Raw genomic sequence first — 18,232 nt, 5'->3', positions numbered from 1 at the left:
CCGTCGGAATGTCGGAGCGTGGTGCGGGGCGGTAGGAAAAGATGTCCGTAGAGCGATCGGTCGCGCAGACCCTCGGGCAGATCGCCCGTCAGGACGTGGTGCAGATCGGCCCGGAGACCTCCGTCGCCCGCGCGGCCGCACTGGTCCACGTCGCCGAGCAGTACGGCTACGAGTACGGCGAAACGCGCCGGACGGGGCACAAGAACGCGCTCGTCCTGGTCCTCATGTACCGCGACCCGCGCCCCGAGGCGCGTGCCCGCGAGGCCGCCACCCTCGCCGCCCACCCGCAGGCCGGCAACGGCGGTCCGGTCCCGGGCATGCGGGCCGGTTCGCTGAGGCCCCTCCCCGAGGTCGAGGAGGCCGTCGCCCGGGCCAAGGACCGCATCGCGTTCGACGCCATGGCCGAGGTCGGGGGCAAGAAGCAGCAGTTGATGGCGGCCGGGTACTGCGTGGTCCTGCCGATCGTCCTGCTCATCGCCGGGATGCCGCTCGGCGCGCTGTTCGGCGGCGCCGCGCTGGCCGCGTTCGTGTTCGGGGGCTTCAAGATCGGCGCGATGCGGCGGCAGCGGATCGCGCGACGGCTGACCGACGCCGGGTTCGTCCCGGTCCGCGACGAGCACGGGCGTGCCCGCTTCCTCCGCCCAGGACAGCAGCTGCCCGGCCACGCGAACCCCTTCGCGGTCGGATCGTAGGAGCCGCGACCTACCGCGCTGCCCCGGCATTTCATGACACGCCGGGCGCCGCGGATGTAGGGGTGAACACACTCCCGGGGCTCGCCCGCCTCAAGCGTCGATGTCCTACTCGGATGGGCTAAATTTGGACCTTCGTACGCCGGAATTCGGTTGGGGAGAACGCAATGACGGAAGCGATCCTGCTGGTCGGCGGGCAGGGGACGCGGCTGCGCCCGGTGACGGTGAACACGCCGAAGCCGATGGTCCCCACTGCGGGCGTGCCGTTCCTCGCCCACCAGATAGCCAGGGCCGCCGCCGCCGGCGTCACCCACATCGTGATGGCCACCTGCTACCTCGCCGAGGTCTTCGAGCCCTACTTCGGTGACGGATCCGACTTCGGAGTCCACCTGGAGTACGTCGTCGAGGACGAGCCCCTCGGCACCGGCGGCGCCATCCGCAACGCGGCGCAGCTGCTCACGGGCGGCCCGGACTCCTCCGTCCTCGTCTTCAACGGGGACATCCTCACGGGCCTGGACATCGCCGGCCTCGTCGAATCGCACAAGGCGGCCGACGCCGACGTCTCCCTGCACCTGGTGCGCGTCGAGGACCCCCGTGCCTTCGGCCTGGTCCCCACCGACCACGACGGGCGGGTGCTGGCCTTCACCGAGAAGCCGCAGACCCCCGAAGAGATCATCACCGACCAGATCAACGCCGGCTGCTACGTCTTCCGCCGCAGCGTGATCGACTCCATCCCGGCCGGCCGTCCGGTCTCCGTCGAGCGCGAGACCTTCCCCGGTCTGCTCGCCGCCGGCAGCCGCCTGCACGGGGTCACGGAGAACACGTACTGGATGGACCTCGGCAAGCCCGAGTCGATCATCCAGGCCTCCGCCGACCTGGTCCGCGGCGTCGTCCCCTCCCCGGCCGTTCCCGGCCGCCGCGGCGAGTCCCTCGTGCTGCCCGGGGCCCAGGTGGCGGCCGGGGCCAAGCTGTCGGGAGGCACCGTCGTCGGAGCCGGCGCCCGCATCGAGGACGGCGCGGTCGTCGACGGTTCCATCGTGCTCGAAGGCGCCGTCATCGAGGCGGACGCCCAGGTGCGCGCCAGCCTGATCGGCGCCCGCGCCGGCGTGGGCGCGCGGACCGTGCTGGACGGCACCGTCGTCGGCGACGGCGCCGCCGTGGGCGCCGACAACGAGCTGCGCTCGGGCGCCCGCGTGTGGTGCGGGGCGCGATTGCCCGCGGCCGCGATCCGCTTCTCCCCGGACGCCTGAGCCCGTACGCCCCGGACGCCTGAGCCCGTACGCCCCGGACGCCCGAGCCAGTACGCCCCGGACGCGAGCGAGCCCGGGCGCCCCGTGCCGGGCGCCCGGGCTCGTCATCCCGGAGGTTCCGTCCCCGCGACGGCCGTCCGCGTCAGTTCCCGCGGACGGTGACCTTCTCGTCGTTCTGGATCTGCTTGACCAACTGCTGCACCTTCGCCTTGTCCCAGACGAGGTTGCCGCCGCGCTGGCCGGAGATCGGCATGTTCATCGAGACGCCGTCACCACCGTTGACGCCCTTCATCGCGAAGAACATCTGGCCCATGTCGTACAGGCCCATGTCCTTGTCCACGATCAGCGTGTCCAGGCCCGCGCCCATCAGCGGGTAGAGCTTGAACGGGTTGAGGATCGTGGACGGGGTCGCCGCCTGGTTGGCGAGCGCCGACAGGAACTTCTGCTGGTTCTTCGTCCGCTGGAGGTCCGACTCCGCGAAGGCGTACCGGGTGCGGACGAAGGCCAGGGACTGCTCGCCGTTCAGCGTCTGCTTGCCCGCCTTGAAGTCGGCGCCCGACTTCTCGTCCTTGAATCCCTGCTCGATGTCGAGCTCGACGCCGCCGAGCGAGTCCACGATGTTCGCGAAGCCGGCGAAGCCGATCTCCGCGTAGTGGTCGATGCGCAGGCCGGTGTTGAACTCGACGGTCCGCACGAGCAGCTCGGGGCCGTCCTCCGCGTACGCCGCGTTCAGCTTGGTGCGCTTGCCCGTGCCCGCGTACTTCTTGCCGGACTGCGAGCCGACGAAGGTCGGGATCTCCACGTCCGAGTCGCGGGGCAGCGAGACCATCGTGTTCCCGCTGGAGCACTTCGCCAGGATCATCATCGAGTCGGTGCGCTTGCCCTCGGCGGAGCCCGTGTGGAGCTTCTTCTTCTCCTCGTCGGACATGCCCTCGCGGCTGTCGGAGCCCACGATCAGGTAGGTCGTGCAGTCGCCCTCCTTGGGGCGCTCGATGACCTTGGCGAGGTCCACCTCGCGGCGCACCTTGGAGTCGGCCCAGAAGTACGTGGAGACGCCCGTCACCAGCAGCGCGGAGGCCAGCACGATCGAGCCGACCTTGATCCGCTTGCGCCAGTCCGGCGCGGGACCGGTCGGCTGCGGCGCGTAGTCGCCGGGGCCGCCCGGACCGCCGCCGGGGCGCCCGGGGCCGCCCTGGCCGCCGCCCGAGGGGGTGCCGTAGACCTGGCCGGTGTTGTAGCCGCTGTCGTAGTCGTCGTACGTGTCGTGGCTCTGCGCCCCCTGCGGGGGCACGGACGGGCGTACGGGCTGCGCGGGGCGCCGGGGCGCCGGGGGGCCCTGCGGGGGCTGCTGCGGCTGCTGCGGCTGCTGCCGCTGGATGTGCCGCATCCGCTGGGCACCCTCGGGCTGCGGCTGCGCGCTGCCCTGTCCGTACCCGCCGTCACGACCTTCTGGCCAGTCATTCATGCGCCCAAGAATGCCTGCTCGGGCGTGTCGTCCGACAGCCCGGTGGACCTTCCGTTCCGGTGCTGTTGCAGAGCTGATGCCTCCGGTACGGATCTAAGGTGTCCGTATGACTCAGATACCGGGCGCGCTGGCCGGGAAGCCGACCGCGGCCTCCCGTACGACCCTCAGCCACATCATGACCGCCAACGACACCAACCTGCTGGGCACGGTGCACGGTGGAGTGATCATGAAGCTGGTGGACGACGCGGCGGGCGCCGTGGCCGGCCGCCACTCCGGCGGCCCGGCGGTCACCGCCTCCATGGACGAGATGGTCTTCCTCGCGCCCGTGCGCGTCGGCGACCTCGTCCACGTGAAGGCCCAGTGCAACTGGACCGGCCGCTCCTCCATGGAGATCGGCGTACGGGTCCTCGCGGAGCGGTGGAACGAGTCCACCCCCGCCACCCAGGTGGGCACCGCCTACCTCGTCTTCGCGGCCGTGGACGCCGAGGGCAAGCCCCGGCCGGTCCCGCAGGTCCTGCCGGAGACGGAGCAGGACGAGCGGCGCTACCAGGAGGCCCAGATCCGCCGCACCCACCGGCTGGCCCGCCGCCAGGCGATCCGGGCGCTGCGCGAGGAGCGCGCCGCCCAGGGCTTCGACGACTGACGACCCCGCCGGGCGGCGGGGTCGCGGGGCTACTTCGCGCAGACCACCTGGTCCCCGGTGACCACCCCGGACTCGCCGCTGCCCTGGTACGGATCCTCCGCCCGCACCGGCACCACCTTGCGGTAGTCCGCGCCCGCGATGACCAGCACCGTCCGACCCTGGCCCGGCACCGCCCGCAGCTCGCTGCCGGGCAGCGCCGTCGACACCGAGCGGGCGGAGCGGTCCCAGCGGGGGTCGTACGTGACCACCGTGCGCCGGACGTCGCGGCCGGCGCCGCCCACCGGGGACCCGGTGGTGTCGAAGCCGGTGGCGCGCAGTGCGGCGTCGACCCGCCCGCCCAGACCGTCGATCCGGGTCCCGTTCTCCACCTGGACCCGGACCTGCTGCGGCGGCACGTCCACCGGCACCGTCGTCGGCCGAGCGGCGGCCGGGGCGGACGCGGCGGCCTTCCCGGGCTTGGCCGGGGCCAGGGCCCGGTCCTCGCGCAGCGCCTCGAAGAGCTTGGCCGCCTTCGGTTCGTCCCACTTCACGGTGGAGCCGATGCCCTTGACGGCGAAGGACGCGTCGCCGATCGGCACCGAGGCGAACTCCGACGAGGAGGGGGTGAAGTCCCGCATCGCCTGCCCGAGCGCGAGCATCTGCTCCGAGCCGAATCCCTTGTCGGCGCGGACGGAGCCCAGCAGGGTCGAGCTGACCTCCTTGAACTTCACCGGGTTCAGCAGCACCCCGCCGCCGGTCGCCTGCTTGATCAGGGCGGCGATGAACCGCTGCTGGCGCTGCATCCGGCCGAGGTCGGAGGCCCCGTCCACATGGCGCGAGCGCACGTACTGCAGGGCCTGCCCGCCGCCCAGCCGGTGGGTGCCGGGGAGCAGCTCCAGGCCGGTGTTCGGGTCGCGCATCGTCTTGGCGGTGCAGATCTCCACCCCGCCCATCGCGTCGACGGTCTTCATGAAGCTGGTGAAGTCGACCTCCAGGTAGTGGTCGATCTTCACCCGGGTCATGGCCTCGACGGTCCGCACGGTCAGCTGGGGCCCGCCCTCCGCGTAGGCCGCGTTCAGCTTCACGGGGTGGGCCTTGTGGTCCTTGCCGCTGTTGAGGTCCCGGTGCGCGGGCACCTCCGCGTAGCTGTCGCGGGGCAGGCTGATCACGCTGGCCCGCTCCCGGTTCGCCGACAGGTGCACGAGCATGATCGTGTCCGTGCAGTGGCAGGGAGCCCCGCCGAGGTGGTACTCGCGCTTCTCCTCGGCTGTGATCTTGTCCCGGCCGTCGGTGCCCACCAGCAGGAAGTTCAGGCCGTGCCCGGCCTGCGGGCGGTTCTTCATGTCCTTGAACGGGTCCACGCGCTCGATCCCGGTGTCCAGGCCGGTCATCACTGCGTGCCCGACGGCCCCGGAGCCCAGGACGACCACCGCCAGCCCGGCCGCGAGCCGCACCCCCCACCGGGGCCGGTCGCCGCCCCGGCGCCGTGCGCGCTGCGCCGGGCGCGGCCCGGCGGGACGGGGGGGACGGTGCGGGTGGGGCACGGTGGACACCTCCGCGAGGCAGCAGGGGAACGGTCGGCGAGAGCGGCGAAGCTTCGGCTGATTCGGCAGAACAGTAGGCCCATACGATCAGCGTCTGTCCGTACCGCTCACTCGGCGCGCACCCGGTTCCCCCGTACGCGGTAACGTGACACAGATACCCGACCTTGAAGGACCACATGCCCGCGCAGCAGCCCGCAGTCTCGGTGATCATGCCGGTGCTCGACGAGGAGCACTACCTCCGCGATTCCGTCCGCCACATCCTGGAGCAGGAGTACGCGGGCGAGATGGAGGTGGTGATCGCCCTCGGGCCGTCCACGGACCGCACCGACGAGATCGCCGCGGAACTCGTCGCCGAGGATCCCCGCGTCCACACCGTCCCCAACCCCACCGGACGGACCCCGGCGGCGCTCAACGCCGCCATCAAGGCCTCGCGCCACCCGATCGTGGTACGCGTCGACGGCCACGGCATGCTCTCGCCGAACTACATCGCCACCGCGGTCCGCCTCCTGGAGGAGACCGGTGCGCAGAACGTCGGCGGCATCATGCACGCCGAGGGCCAGAACGCCTGGGAAGACGCCGTCGCCGCCGCGATGACCTCGAAGATCGGCGTGGGCAACGCGCCGTTCCACACGGGCGGCCAGGCGGGCCCCGCCGAGACCGTCTACCTGGGTGTGTTCCGTCGCGAGGCGCTGGAGCAGCAGGGCGGGTACAACGAGGAGTTCATCCGCGCCCAGGACTGGGAGCTGAACTTCCGCATCCGCGAGGCCGGCGGCCTGATCTGGTTCTCCCCGGAGCTGAAGGTCCAGTACCGCCCGCGGCGCTCCGTCAAGGCGCTGGCCAAGCAGTACAAGGACTACGGGCGCTGGCGCCACGTGGTGGCCCGGTACCACGCGGGCTCCATCAACCCGCGCTATCTGGCCCCGCCGACCCTGGTCTGCGCGCTGGCCGCGGGCGTGGTCGTGGGCGTGGCGGTCAACCCGCTGGGCTTCGTCCTCCCGGCCGGCTACCTCGCGGCGATCGTCGCGGGCTCGGTCCCGGCGGGCAAGGGCCTGTCGCCGAAGGCGCGGGCGCAGATCCCGGTCGCCCTGGCGACGATGCACCTGTCCTGGGGCTTCGGCTTCCTGACGAGCCCGCGCGCGCTGGCGAACAAGGTCATCGCGAGCCGCCGCCCGGCGGTCCGGCGGGACTCCTCGCAGGTCTGAGAAACGGTCCGCACAGCGAGAAGGGGCCCGGTGCGATCGCACCGGGCCCCTTCTCCATGCGTACGGCCTACCAGGTGAAGCCCGGCTGGATCGCCATGCAGGCGCCCTCGTTGTCGCCGTTGAGGGCGTGGGCCGAGGTCGGCAGCGCGGTCGGGGCGGGCGCCGGCGGGGCCGGGGCGTCACCCGTCCGCCAGTCCTTGCCGACGACCAGGGTGATCCCGGAGACCTCGTCGGACTTCTGCACCGAGGAGGCAGGCAGGCCCAGCGCCGTGGCGACGGCCGCGGCGTCGGCCGCCTGGGCGTCGTCGGCGAAGCGGACCACGGTCGTGTCCTCGCCCCCGGTCGTGGCCGTGGTCTCGGAGGAGGTCTTGGTGAAGCCCTTGCGGATCATCAGCGAAGCGACGTCGCCCGCCCGGTTCTTCACCTTGGCCTGGGCGCCGTCCTTGCCGTTGGTGGCGTTCACGACGGAGACCGCGATCTTCGCGGGCGCCTGGGCCGGAGCCGTGGTCGGGGCGGCCGGGGGAGGCGTGGTCGGGGAGGGCGAGGCGCCGTCCGCCGGGGTGCCTGAGCCCTTGCCGTCGAGCGCCACGTCCTCGCGGACCATCTTGAACACGGCCTCGGCCGCGCCCGGTTCGGGCTCGACGCGGCCCTCCTCGCGGGTGCTGTACACCCACGGCATGGTGCTCATGGTGATCCGGTTCGGCGGAACCTTCTTGAGCTCCATGCTCAGGTCGTACAGCCTGTCGATCTTGTTCAGGCCGGGGTCCACGACCATGGCCTTGATTGCGGCCTGCGCCAGGCTGTTGAGCATCACCGGGTTGCTGAGCTTGGCGTTCTTGCGGAACTCGCGGGACAGCGAGCTCATGTACTGGTGCTGGGCGTGGGTGCGGCCGATGTCGGTGCCGTCCTCGAACCCGTAGCGGGTGCGCATCCACTGCAGGGCCTGCTCGCCCTGGATCCGCGTCGTGCCCTTCGGCAGCTTCAGGCCGGAGCCCTTGCCCTCACGGGTCCGCGAGTACACGTTCTGCTCGACGCAGACGGGGACGCCGCCGATGGCGTCGGCCATCGCCACCACGCCCTTGAAGTCGATCATCATGAAGTGATCGATGGGTATCTTCGTCAGCTCGGTCCAGGCGGCGACCGTGCAGCCCGGGCCGCCGCGGCTGAGGGACTGGTTGGTCTGGACGAGGCGGGTGCTGGCCGGGTGGACCTTGCCGTTCTCCTCGGTGCACTTGGGCATCATCAGCAGGGTGTCGCGCGGCATCGAGACCACCGACATGTTGCTGCGGTCCGCGGACAGGTGCAGCAGCATCTGCACGTCCGCGAGGGGCGGGCCGCCGAAGGTGTCCTTGGCCCCGCCGAGCTCCTGGTTCGCCTCGTCGTCACGGGCGTCCGAGCCTATGAGGAGGATGTTCAGCGGCGTCTGCCCGAAGGCGTTCGGCTTGGAACCGCCCAGCTTGTTCTCGCCGAGGTTCAGCGCGTCCGTGCGGATGCTGCCGTTGAGGTGGCGGTAGTACAGGTATCCGGCGGCCGCCGTCCCGAGTATGAGGAAGGCCAGTGCGGAGGACACCCAGCGCAGCACGCGCCGACGGCCCCGCCTGGAGCCGCGGCCGCCGCCGGCGCGGCGGCTCCTGCGCGAGCCGCCCCGTGGTGCGGGCACGGCGCCCGCCCCGTCGCCGGATATGTCACCGGCGGACTGGGCGGTCGCCCCCTCCCCCCGCACGCTGCTCTGCCTCACGTGTTCCCCCTAGAAGATCCTGATTGCTCGGCATGGTGCCGGTACGTCCGGCTACGGCCCGTTATTTGGCGCAGACTGCCTTGTCGGCCTGTGCCTGCTGCACGTCCTCCGACAGCTGCTGCGGGGCCGCCGCTCCCAGCGGGGCGCCCGGCTTCTCGAAGTCCGGCCCCAGGGTCAGCTTCATCGGCGTCTTGGCCGCCGCGTCGGCGGTGCCCATCTTCAGCGCCGAGGCGGGCAGCCCCAGCATGTCCGCCAACGCCCTGGCCTGGTCGGCCTGGTTGGGGGCGTACTCCAGCTGCGTGGCACCGACCTTCTCGGGCGCGTTGCTCTTGTTGCTCGCCTTGAGCACGCCCTTGGTGTTCTGCAGCCAGGCGAGCGTCGTCGACGCCGCGCCCTTGGGTCCGCCTCCGTTGTACACATCCACTCTGATGTCACCGGCGGTCGACCGGTTCCCTTGAAGGAGCGCGTCCTGCTTGGCTTTCGCGTCGGCGTCGGCCGCCTGCTTGGAGGCCTTCTCCTTCTTCTCGACCTCCGTGAGCGAGACGTCCCCCCGGATCATCTGCAGCAGCGGGTCGGCGAGGGCCTGATTGACCACGACGGTCGCCTTGACCTTCTCGGCCGGGTTGTCCAGCACGGGCAGGGTCGTGAAGGTGATGTTCTTGAGGTCGATGTCCTTCAACTCGCCCGCGAGGTCGGTGAGTTTCTTGATGGATCCCAGACCCTGGTCCACGGTCAGCGACTTGGTGGCCGCCTCCGCGAGGGAGAAGAACTTCTTCGGACTGGTCAGCGTTTCCTTCGACTTCATCTCGCGCATCATCGAGCCGAGGAACTGCTGCTGGGTCTTGATGCGGTCCAGGTCGCTCTCGTTGCCGAAGGCGTGCCGGGTCCGTACGAACGCCAACGCGTCCTCGCCCTGCAGCCGGTGCTCGCCCTTGTCGAGCTTCAGCTTGGAGTCCTTGTCGTCGACGGCCTTCTCCAGGCACACGGGCACTCCGCCGACCGCCGTGCTCAGCGTCTTCACGGCGTTGAAGTCGACCATCATGAAGTTGTCGACCTCTATGCCGGTGACCTCCTTCACCGTGCGCATCGTGCAGCCCGCGTCGCGACCCTCCTGGCCCAGGCTGGTGTTGAAGCGCGTGCCCTTCGTGCCGCGGATGTCCTTCGTCGATCCGTCGGGCTGTTTCGTCGGGCAGGTCGGGATGTCGGTGATCAGGTCGCGCGGGATGGACAGCGCGGTGGCGTTGCTGCGGTCCTTGGCGATGTGGAACAGGATCGTGGTGTCGGCGTGGCCGACGCTGTCCTTGTCCCCGTAGCCCTCGTTCCCGGAGCCGCTGCGCTTGTCGGTGCCGATGACCAGGATGTTGATCGCCTGGTCCTTCTTGAAGCCGCCCGTGCCGGTGCGCCCGATGTCGGTGACGTTGATGTTGCCGTTGAGGTGCTCGTAATAGAGGTAGCCCGCGGTGGCGCCGCCGATCAGCAGCAGCGCCAGCGTCCCGCTGGTGATCATCAGGGCCTTCTTGCGGCGCCCGCCGCCTCCGCCGCCGTTGCGGGAGCGCCCGCCGCGCCGACCGGGAGGGGCGTCACCGCGGCGCGGCTGCGGGACCGAGGGGGAGGTGGTGGGCTCGGGGCGTGACGGAGCCGTCCGGGATCTGCGTGGTGCGGTGACTCTGGACCGTCGCTGCGCTGCGGAATCGTCCGGTCGCAGTTCGTAGTGGCCGGTGCGGGAGTTCAATACCCACTGGTCTGCGGGGTCGATCTCGTCGGCCCGCCCACGGCTTTGCGCATCCACGGTTGCTCGAATCCTCCGTCGGTGCCTCGCGAGGCGCCTCCCCCAAGGCGCCCGGTCAACGTCCGGCTGCAGGTGCCCGACCTCTGGTCCGGCCGGGGCACCGGATCGCTCACCTTATCCGTCAGGTTCGACTGCAAACCATGCTGGTGATGAATTCCACTGCCCTTATAACGGGGCGAAAACCCCATCACGCTCGGTTCGGGCACTGCCTTTTGGGATTGCTTTACCGGCAGTCCGCGGTGCCCGCCGTCGTCCCGGTGAAGGTGGGGACGGGTGTGGGCGTGGCGTCGGTCCCCTCCTGGGTCCGGCCCGTGGAAGCCCCGCTTCCGGCGCCCTGCGTGGGCTCGATCCCGTTCCCGGTGCCGGTTCCGTCCCCGGTCCCGTCGCCGCCGTCCGTCTCGGACTCGGGCTTCGGCGGGGTGATCGTCACCGGCTCGTCCGCGCGCAGTTGCCGGAACAGTCGGGTGGCGTCCGCCTGGATGAGTTCGTCCCGGTTCGGATCGGCGGCGTACGGACGGCGGGGTACGGTCAGGAACTTGACCTGATCGGTCGGTATGTCCCGTACGCCCCGTACGAGTTCGTACAGTCCGCGCAGCGAGGCCAGCCCCGGGTCCGTGGTCACCGAGGAGGTCGCCGCGTCCAGCAGCGGGTACAGCCGGGCCGGATTGAGCAGGACCCCGTTGCTCTGCACCTTCTTGACCAGCGAGCCGAGGAACTGCTGCTGGCGTTCCATCCGTTCGGTGTCGCTGCCGTTGCCCAGGCTGTAACGGGCCCTGACGTACCCGAGCGCTGCCTCGCCCCGCAGGGTCTGCCGCCCGGCGGGCAGCTTCAGGTGGGCCTCCGCGTCGTCCATCGGGCGCTTGAGGCAGACCTCCACCCCGCCGATGGCGTCGACCATCCGCTTGAACCCGCCGAAGTCGATCACCATGTGATGGTCGACGCGGATCCCGGTCAGCTTCTCCACCGTACGGATCGTGCAGGCGGCCCCGCCCCACTGGAAGGCCCAGTTGAACTGCGCGAACTGCTCGGTGGTGCGGGTGCCGTCCGCCTGGAGGCAGGAGGGGATGTTCGTCATCAGGTCCCGGGGGATCGACACCGCGGTCGCGCTCTTCCGGTCCGCCGGCAGGTGCAGCAGGATCGTGGTGTCCGAGCGCTGCGTGCCCTGGTCCTGTCCGTAGCGGGCGTTGGCCTTGCCCGAGCGCGAGTCGGAGCCGATCAGCAGGATGTTCTGCGAGCCGGTCGCCAGGTGCGCCGGACGGTCGCGCTCGTAACGCTCCAGTTCGGCCGCCGCCGACGTGTCCTCGGTGATGTTCCCGTCGAGCTTGTTGTAGAGCCACCAGCCGCCGGCCGTCCCCGCCAGCACCAGCAGCACCATCCCGAGACCGGCCCAGCGGAGCAGTCGGCGCCTGCGACCGCGGCCCTGACCGCGACCCGGGCCGGGGCCGTGGCCGGGCTCGGGCGTACGGCCCGCGCCCGGATCCCGGCCCGCGCCCCGGTCCTGCGGGGTATCCGGGCCGTCGTCTCCGGACGCTCCCGTCCCGCCGCCCGGTATGCCTGCGCTGTCCGACACTGGCGTCCGTCCCCTCGCCGTTGCGACAACCAGCCGCACGGGTGAGTACGGCCACTGCCGATCCTGCCCCCGGGCCGCCGGAGCAGCCTGGGGGCGGGGGCGTGTCTAGGGCCATGTGGGTGACAGATCGCCCGGCGTCGCCGTCCCGCCGTGCGGGTGACGCATCAGAGCGAGTGGGTCACGCGCTCGCTCTCCACCCGCTGGGCCAGCGCCTCCGGCGACAGCCGGTCCAGGTTCCGGCACAGCACCACGGACCCGCCCGAGGCCAGCGCCGCGTACAGCCCGGCCGACAGCCCCTCCCAGGTGTCGTAGCCGAGCCCGGTCAGCACCCGCGAACCCGTGCCGAGGCCGAGCTTCACCGCGTCCTCGCGGGCCCGCGAGGACAGCTCCGCGTACGAGAGCTCCTCGCCGCCGACGACCAGCCCCGGACCGTCCGCGTCGACGGGGGCGAACGGCGCGAACCGGTCGCCCTGACCCGGCACCTCCACCGCGTAGTCGGCGAACCCGGCCGGCGGCTGCGGGAACCGGCCGCCCAGCGGCCGCAGCGCCAGCGCCACGCGCTCGCCGGAACAGGCCCGCGCCTCCTCCAGCGAGTCCGGCCCGCTCACCACGAGGTCCGCGTCGGCCGGATCCCCGCCCACCTCGACGACGACCCCGACCGACGCACAGGCCAGCAGCCACACGGCGCTCTGCCAGTGCGCCGGGAGCAGCAGCGCGAGGCGGTCGCCGGGCTCGGCGCCCAGGTCGCCCTGGAGCAGATTCGAGGTCTTGGCCACCCAATTGGCGAAGGTGGCCACGGACAATTCGACGCGCTCGCCCGTGGCGTCGTCGTAGAACGTGACGAGCGGGCGGCCCGGATCGGCGGCGAGCGCGGATCGCAGCAGGTCGGCAGGGGTGCGGTCAGTGGAGTTCACGTGTCGAAGCGTACGCGGGCCTCTCCCCCGTACGGCGGTCACGTGATCCACCGTACGGGGGAGGGGTATCGAGAACCCGACCGGACGGTGCGTCAGTTCTCGGATGGCGCCGCACGGTGAGCGTGCCCACCATCCTTTCCATGCGTGGATTCCTTGCTTCCTCGATCGGCGTCGCGACGGCAGCCGTCCTGGCCCTGCCGCTCGCGCTGCCCACCCCGGCCCTGGCTGCCGTGTCCCCGGACGCGGCCGCCGCACCCGTGACCCCCGCCGGGTCCACCCAGTCCCTGCCGCTCGCCCCCGTCGGACCCGCCGCCTCGGACCGAGGCCCCGGTGTCCCCGGCATGAGCGCCTCGCCCCGCCTCCCCGAGACCCGTGGCCTGGCCGCACGCGACGTCAAGACGTTCTCGCTGGTCGGCGTCGTCTGGGACGACGTCACCACCCAGCTCCACGGCCGGGTCCAGGTCCGCACCCGGTCCACGGCCACCGCCGCCTGGTCCGACTGGCAGGACGTCGAGACCCACAACGGCGAACACGCCGCCGACCCCGACGCGGTGGAACGCGGCTCCGGCCGCGTCCGCGGCGCCACCGCCCCCCTGTGGGTCGGCGAGTCCGACGGCGTGGAGGTCCGCGTCCAGGCGGAACCGGGTGCCGGGACCGGCACCCGCGCCGCCGGCGCCGCGCGACTGCCGTCCGGCCTGCGCATCGAACTGGTCGACCCGGGCCGTTCCGCACCCGGCACCGCACCGGACGCCAAGAACCGCCGCCCCGTCGGCGACGACAAGGGCGAGGTGGTGGTACCGGGCATGACCATGGAAATGGCCGAGTCCTCCGCCGCGAACGTCCCGCACGCCCCGCTCGGCGCGAACGAGATCACCGCCCTCGACAAGGCCGACTCCACGGCCGACGCGGTCTTCGCGAGCGACGGCGACCTGTCCGAGGCCGCCGCCCCCTACATCGGCCCGCGCCCGCGCATCGTCACCCGCAAGGGGTGGGGCGCGGACGAGAGCCTGCGCGAGCCCGGCTTCGTCTACACCAACACCGTCAAGGCGGCCTTCGTCCACCACAGTGCCTCCGGCAACAACTACGACTGCAAGGACGCCCCGGCGGTGCTGCGCAGCCTGTACCGCTACCACGTGGTCAGCAGCGGCTGGCGCGACATCGGCTACAACTTCGCCGTCGACAAGTGCGGCACGGTGTACGAGGGCCGCGCGGGCGGCGTCTCCAAGCCGGTGATGGGCGCGCACACCATGGGCTTCAACACCGACAGCATGGGCATCGCCGTCATCGGCACGTTCACCTCCGCGAACCCGCCGAAGGCCGCCCTCGACGCGGTGGCACGGCTCACGGCCTGGAAGCTCGGCCTCTTCGGCGCGGACCCGCGGGCGAAGACGACCCTGAAGTCGGGCGGCGGCAACCGCTTCCCGAAGGGCCAGTCGGTCAGGCTGAACGTCATCTCGGGCCACCGCGACGGCTTCGCCACCGAATGCCCCGGCAAGCGGCTGTACGACCAACTCCCCCCGACCCGCACCTCCGCGGCCAAACTCCAGGGCCGTCCGTAGCCTCCGGCTCGGTGGGCGGGCCGGGTCGGGCCCCGTTCCCCGGCGCTGCGCGCCCGTCCGCCTGTCCGCGTTGCCGGCCCGTCACCCCTACGGCGCTCCGCGCCCGCGCCTCAATCGCCGGCGGGGCTGAGTATCAGCCCGTCCGGCGTTTGAGGACCGGGGTCCGGGGCGGAGCCCCGGGGAACGGTGGAAGGGCGGGTAGGGGACTCGCTCCGCGCAGCGGCACCCCCGCCCCCGCCGGGCCGCACGGGGGGCCGTCGGGGGCGGGCGCGCGCCGGGGCACCTCCTCGGGCGTCGAACGGGGAGCGGCAGCGGACATGCAAGACGTGGTGCGTTCGACGCCCTGCGGGGGCGCCCCGCCGCACACCCGACCCCGACGGCGCGGGGGTGACAGGGGGCCGACCCCGCTGGGCACCGGCGTTGGACGTTCTGCGGGGGCGCCCCACCGCACACCCGACCCCGACGGCGCGGGGGTACGCGGGAGGGGACGCCCCCACGGCAGCCGGGAGTGGTCGGCCGCGGGCTACGCTCAGAGGCATGGCCGGCCGCTTCGACCCCCTCACCCGCACCGCAGTCCGCGGCGGCCGCACCCACGTCCCCGCAGGGCAGGGGCAGGCGGTGGGGTCCGGGGCCGCCAAGGCCCGGGTCTGGACCCCCGAGGGACCCGTGGACCTCGGACTCACCCTCGGCCCCCTCAGACGCGGCCCCGCCGACCCCACATTCCGCACCACCCCCGACGGCTCCGTCTGGAAGGCCGCCCAGACCCCCCAGGGCCCCGCCACCCTCAGGGTGGCCGCAACGCGAGAAGCGATCGAGGCCGAGGCCTGGGGCCCCGGCGCCGACTGGATGCTGGAGCAGCTGCCCGCCCTCCTCGGCGCCGGCGACGACCCGGCCGCCTTCGTCCCCCGCCACCGCCTCGTGCACGCCAGCCACCGCCGTCGCCCCGGCCTGCGCCTGACCCGCACCGGGATGGTCCTGGAGTCGCTGATCCCGGTGATCCTGGAGCAGAAGGTCACCACCGACGAGGCCTACCGCGCCTGGCGCCGCCTCGTACGGCAGTACGGAGAACCCGCCCCCGGCCCGCAGGCCGTGCGGGCGCTGGACCTGTACGTCATGCCCGCCGCCGCCACCTGGGCCCGGATCCCCTCCTGGGACTGGCACAAGGCAGGGGTCGACCAGAAGCGCTCCTCCACCGTCCTGCGCGCGGTCCGCGTCGCGCCCCGCCTGGAGGAGGCAGCCGCCATGGAGCTACCGAAGGCCACGGCCCGGCTGGAGGCCGTACCCGGCATCGGTCCGTGGACCTCCGCCGAGACGCTCCAGCGCAGCAACGGCGACCCGGACGCCGTCACCACGGGCGACCTCCACCTCCCCGGCATCGTCGGCTACGCCCTCGCGGGCGACCGCGACGCCGACGACGCCGTCATGCTGGAGCTGCTCGCCTCGTACGCGGGCCAGCGCCACCGCGCCGCCCGCCTGATCCTCCTCGCCGGGCGCACCCCGCCCCGCCGCACCCCCAAGATGCCCCGCGGGGACATCGGGCGGCTGTAGGCGTCGGCACACCCGCGTCAGCGGACCTCGATGAAGTCCTCCGGGTCCCGTCCGGCCCGCTCCGCCGGAGCCGCGGCCGGGTGGCCGACGGCCACCGCTCCCATCGGGTCCCACTCCTCCGGCAGCCCCAGCACCTTGCGCACCACGTCCCGGCAGAACATCGTCGAGGACACCCACGCCGATCCCAGCCGCTCCCCGGCCAGCGCGACCAGCAGGTTCTGCACGCCCGCGCCCATCGCGACGACGAACATCTCCCGCTCGGCCGCGTCGCGCCGCGCGTGCCCGTAGTCGTGCGCGCCGTCCGTCACCAGGCACGGCACCACCAGGTAGGGGGCCTTGCGCAGGACGTCCCCGCGCCGGACGCGCTTGGCGATGGACTCCTCGGACCTGCCGTCCCGCCGCAGGTCCGCGATCCACGCGTCCCGCATGGCGTCGAGGAGCTCGGTGCGGGAGCGTTCCGACTCCAGCAGTACGAAGCGCCACGGCGTGGTGTGGTGCGGCGCGGGCGCCGTCACCGCCGCGGCCACGGCGCGGCGGACCGCGCCCGGGTCCACCGGCTCGTCGGTGAAGGCCCGTACCGTGCGGCGCTGGGTGACGGCTTCCCGTACCGCCTCCGAGGTGCCCAGCCGGAACATGTCGTCGGCGGGGGCCCGCACCAGGTCCCGGGCCGAGGCGTCCTCGCCCAGTACGTGGCCCAGCCCGCGCACGACGGCCACCGGAAGACCGGTGGCCTTGCCCTTGACCAGGTCGCCCGCGGCGGCCAGCTCGTCCGCCGTCGCCACGACCGTCGCGCTCAGCGGATTGCCGTGGGCGTCCGTGCCGCCGCGCAGGTCGTCCAGGACCCGTACGCCGGCCGAGCCGATCGCGACGTCCGTGAGCCCGGCCCGCCACGGCCGCCCGAAGGTGTCCGTCACGATCACGCCCACGTCCACGGAGAGGGCGTCGCGGATCCCCGCGCGGATCGCGGCCGCCGAGGCGTCCGGGTCCTCGGGGAGCAGCAGCACCGTCCCGGGGGCGGTGTTGGAGGCGTCGACCCCGGCCGCGGCCATCACCAGGCCCTGCCGGTTCTCGACGATGCGCAGGGCGCCGCGGCGGGCCACGACCCGTACGGTCTCCGCGTCTATCGCCGCCTCGCGGGAGTCGGCCCGCACGATGCGGCCCTCGGCCTTGGAGACGATCTTCGAGGTGACCAGCAGGACGTCCCCGTCCCGCAGGTCGGGGGCGGCCGTCGTGATCAGCTTCGCCAGGTCGTCGCCCGGCCTGATCTCCGGGATCCCGCCGACGGCGCGGACCTCGTACGAGGGGCCCGTCACCGGGAGGCCTCGGCCAGTTCCAGGGCGGCGCGGGCCATCTCCGCGGTCGCCGCCACGTCGGTCATCATCAGCGGCACCGCACGGCAGGCGATCCCGGCGGCCTCCACCTCGGCGACCGCGTCCGCGTCGGCGGAGTCGACGAGCCAGCCGTCGAGCAGCCCGGTCCCGTAGTGCAGGGCGACGGCGGAGGCCGTGGACTCGACGCCCACCGCGGCCAGCACCTTGTCGGCCATGCCGCGCACGGGCGCGCCCCCGACGATGGGGGAGAGGCCGATGACGGGCGCGGGGGCCGAGGCCACGGCCTCCCGGATGCCGGGGACGGCGAGGATCGTGCCGACCGACACCACCGGGTTGGAGGGCGGGAAGAGGATCACGTCGGCCGAGGCGATGGCCTCCAGCACGCCGGGCGCGGGCTTGGCCCGGTCGGCCCCGACGGGGACGACGGCCTCCGCGTCCACCGAGGCGCGCAGCCGGACCCAGTACTCCTGGAAGTGGACGACGCGGCGCTCGCCCGTTTCGGCGTCGGTGATCGCGACGTGGGTCTCGACCCGGTCGTCGGTCATGGGCAGCAGGCGCACGCCGGGCTGCCAGCGGTCGCAGAGGGCCTCGGTGACGGCGCTCAGGGGGTAACCGGCGCCGATCATCTGCGTACGGACGATGTGCGTGGCGAAGTCGCGGTCGCCGAGGCCGAACCAGGTGGGTCCGACCCCGTAGGCCGCGAGCTCCTCCTTGACGGTGAAGGACTCGTCGGTACGGCCCCAGCCCTGGTCCTCGTTGATGCCACCGCCGAGGGTGTACATCACCGTGTCCAGATCGGGGCACACCTTGAGCCCGAACAGGTGAATGTCGTCACCGGTGTTGCCGATGACGGTGATGTCCGCGTCGGGGACTGCCGACTTGAGTCCGCGGAGGAACCGGGCGCCGCCTATACCGCCGGCCAGAACAACAATGCGCATGCCCATCAGTCTGTCAGCCGAAGGCTGTCGTTGAGGGGTGGTGGTCGGGTGACGGGTGGGCTTGTCAGGCCCG

At 72.4% G+C, this 18,232-nt stretch carries 14 protein-coding genes; 6 read left to right on the top strand and 8 right to left on the bottom strand.

Annotation, left to right across the window (positions count from 1 at the left end):
* Positions 1 to 41: 41 nt before the first annotated feature.
* On the top strand, positions 42 to 692 hold the full coding sequence (locus ACFYYJ_RS39155) for a hypothetical protein (RefSeq protein ID WP_385364608.1): 651 nt from the start codon (positions 42 to 44) through the stop codon (positions 690 to 692).
* Positions 693 to 856: 164 nt separating this feature from the next.
* A complete protein-coding gene (locus tag ACFYYJ_RS39150) occupies positions 857 to 1,939 on the top strand; it encodes a sugar phosphate nucleotidyltransferase (RefSeq protein ID WP_389139417.1) in 1,083 nt (360 codons plus the stop codon).
* 142 nt (positions 1,940 to 2,081) lie between these two features.
* On the opposite strand, the gene ACFYYJ_RS39145 is transcribed toward ACFYYJ_RS39150, so the two are convergent.
* A complete protein-coding gene (locus tag ACFYYJ_RS39145; protein WP_389139415.1) occupies positions 2,082 to 3,404 on the bottom strand; it encodes an LCP family protein in 1,323 nt (440 codons plus the stop codon).
* A gap of 106 nt (positions 3,405 to 3,510) precedes the next feature.
* Here ACFYYJ_RS39145 and ACFYYJ_RS39140 point away from each other — a divergent pair, with 106 nt between their 5' ends.
* Positions 3,511 to 4,047 carry an acyl-CoA thioesterase gene (locus ACFYYJ_RS39140; protein ID WP_389139413.1) on the top strand — a complete coding sequence of 179 codons (537 nt, stop codon included), beginning with the start codon at positions 3,511 to 3,513 and terminating at the stop codon, positions 4,045 to 4,047.
* Between the two features lie 29 nt (positions 4,048 to 4,076).
* On the opposite strand, the gene ACFYYJ_RS39135 is transcribed toward ACFYYJ_RS39140, so the two are convergent.
* On the bottom strand, positions 4,077 to 5,570 hold the full coding sequence (locus tag ACFYYJ_RS39135; RefSeq protein WP_385132980.1) for an LCP family protein: 1,494 nt from the start codon (positions 5,568 to 5,570) through the stop codon (positions 4,077 to 4,079).
* A gap of 176 nt (positions 5,571 to 5,746) precedes the next feature.
* On the opposite strand from ACFYYJ_RS39135, the gene ACFYYJ_RS39130 reads away from it, so the two are divergent.
* Positions 5,747 to 6,772 (top strand): glycosyltransferase family 2 protein, encoded by a 1,026-nt coding sequence (locus ACFYYJ_RS39130; RefSeq protein ID WP_385132983.1) that lies wholly within the window; start codon positions 5,747 to 5,749, stop codon positions 6,770 to 6,772.
* A 67-nt stretch (positions 6,773 to 6,839) separates the two neighbouring features.
* Here the strand turns inward: ACFYYJ_RS39130 and ACFYYJ_RS39125 are convergent, their stop codons facing one another.
* The 4 genes from ACFYYJ_RS39125 to ACFYYJ_RS39110 all read right to left on the bottom strand — a co-directional run bounded on the left by ACFYYJ_RS39125 (position 6,840) and on the right by ACFYYJ_RS39110 (position 12,783).
* The gene (locus tag ACFYYJ_RS39125; RefSeq protein WP_389139410.1) at positions 6,840 to 8,510 is read right to left on the bottom strand and encodes an LCP family protein; all 1,671 of its coding nucleotides are present in this window, start codon (positions 8,508 to 8,510) and stop codon (positions 6,840 to 6,842) included.
* 61 nt (positions 8,511 to 8,571) lie between these two features.
* Positions 8,572 to 10,299, bottom strand: a complete 1,728-nt coding sequence (locus tag ACFYYJ_RS39120) for an LCP family protein (RefSeq protein ID WP_385132989.1) — start codon at positions 10,297 to 10,299, stop codon at positions 8,572 to 8,574.
* 223 nt (positions 10,300 to 10,522) lie between these two features.
* On the bottom strand, positions 10,523 to 11,869 hold the full coding sequence (locus ACFYYJ_RS39115; RefSeq protein ID WP_389139408.1) for an LCP family protein: 1,347 nt from the start codon (positions 11,867 to 11,869) through the stop codon (positions 10,523 to 10,525).
* Between the two features lie 164 nt (positions 11,870 to 12,033).
* A complete protein-coding gene (locus tag ACFYYJ_RS39110) occupies positions 12,034 to 12,783 on the bottom strand; it encodes a TIGR03089 family protein (RefSeq protein WP_389139406.1) in 750 nt (249 codons plus the stop codon).
* 140 nt (positions 12,784 to 12,923) lie between these two features.
* On the opposite strand from ACFYYJ_RS39110, the gene ACFYYJ_RS39105 reads away from it, so the two are divergent.
* Entirely contained in the window at positions 12,924 to 14,342 is a 1,419-nt protein-coding gene (locus ACFYYJ_RS39105; RefSeq protein ID WP_389139404.1) for a peptidoglycan recognition protein, read from the top strand.
* Between the two features lie 537 nt (positions 14,343 to 14,879).
* The gene (locus tag ACFYYJ_RS39100) at positions 14,880 to 15,890 is read left to right on the top strand and encodes a DNA-3-methyladenine glycosylase family protein (RefSeq protein ID WP_389139402.1); all 1,011 of its coding nucleotides are present in this window, start codon (positions 14,880 to 14,882) and stop codon (positions 15,888 to 15,890) included.
* Between the two features lie 17 nt (positions 15,891 to 15,907).
* Here the strand turns inward: ACFYYJ_RS39100 and ACFYYJ_RS39095 are convergent, their stop codons facing one another.
* Both ACFYYJ_RS39095 and cofD read right to left on the bottom strand, forming a co-directional pair.
* Complete coding sequence (locus tag ACFYYJ_RS39095; protein ID WP_389139400.1) at positions 15,908 to 17,203, bottom strand: coenzyme F420-0:L-glutamate ligase; 1,296 nt, start codon at positions 17,201 to 17,203, stop codon at positions 15,908 to 15,910.
* Positions 17,200 to 18,159, bottom strand: a complete 960-nt coding sequence (gene cofD / locus ACFYYJ_RS39090) for a 2-phospho-L-lactate transferase (protein WP_385364124.1) — start codon at positions 18,157 to 18,159, stop codon at positions 17,200 to 17,202. Before cofD ends, ACFYYJ_RS39095 begins: the two co-directional genes overlap by 4 nt.
* Positions 18,160 to 18,232 lie beyond the last annotated feature (73 nt).

The sequence above is a fragment of the Streptomyces sp. NPDC002467 genome (genome assembly GCF_042889825.1).
In the GTDB taxonomy this organism is placed as follows: Bacteria; Actinomycetota; Actinomycetes; order Streptomycetales; family Streptomycetaceae; genus Streptomyces.
The sequence above is the reverse complement of the archived record's forward strand: the minus strand, read 5'-3'. Positions and strand labels throughout refer to the sequence as shown.

Bases quoted from the DNA above. Each gene is read 5' to 3' on its own strand.
- ACFYYJ_RS39140 (WP_389139413.1), top strand. From the start codon at position 3,511: ATGACTCAGATACCGGGCGCGCTGGCCGGGAAGCCGACCGCGGCCTCC.
- ACFYYJ_RS39130 (WP_385132983.1), top strand. From the start codon at position 5,747: ATGCCCGCGCAGCAGCCCGCAGTCTCGGTGATCATGCCGGTGCTCGAC.
- cofD (WP_385364124.1), bottom strand. From the start codon at position 18,159: ATGCGCATTGTTGTTCTGGCCGGCGGTATAGGCGGCGCCCGGTTCCTC.
- ACFYYJ_RS39145 (WP_389139415.1), bottom strand. From the start codon at position 3,404: ATGAATGACTGGCCAGAAGGTCGTGACGGCGGGTACGGACAGGGCAGC.
- ACFYYJ_RS39150 (WP_389139417.1), top strand. From the start codon at position 857: ATGACGGAAGCGATCCTGCTGGTCGGCGGGCAGGGGACGCGGCTGCGC.
- ACFYYJ_RS39155 (WP_385364608.1), top strand. From the start codon at position 42: ATGTCCGTAGAGCGATCGGTCGCGCAGACCCTCGGGCAGATCGCCCGT.
- ACFYYJ_RS39105 (WP_389139404.1), top strand. From the start codon at position 12,924: ATGCGTGGATTCCTTGCTTCCTCGATCGGCGTCGCGACGGCAGCCGTC.
- ACFYYJ_RS39100 (WP_389139402.1), top strand. From the start codon at position 14,880: ATGGCCGGCCGCTTCGACCCCCTCACCCGCACCGCAGTCCGCGGCGGC.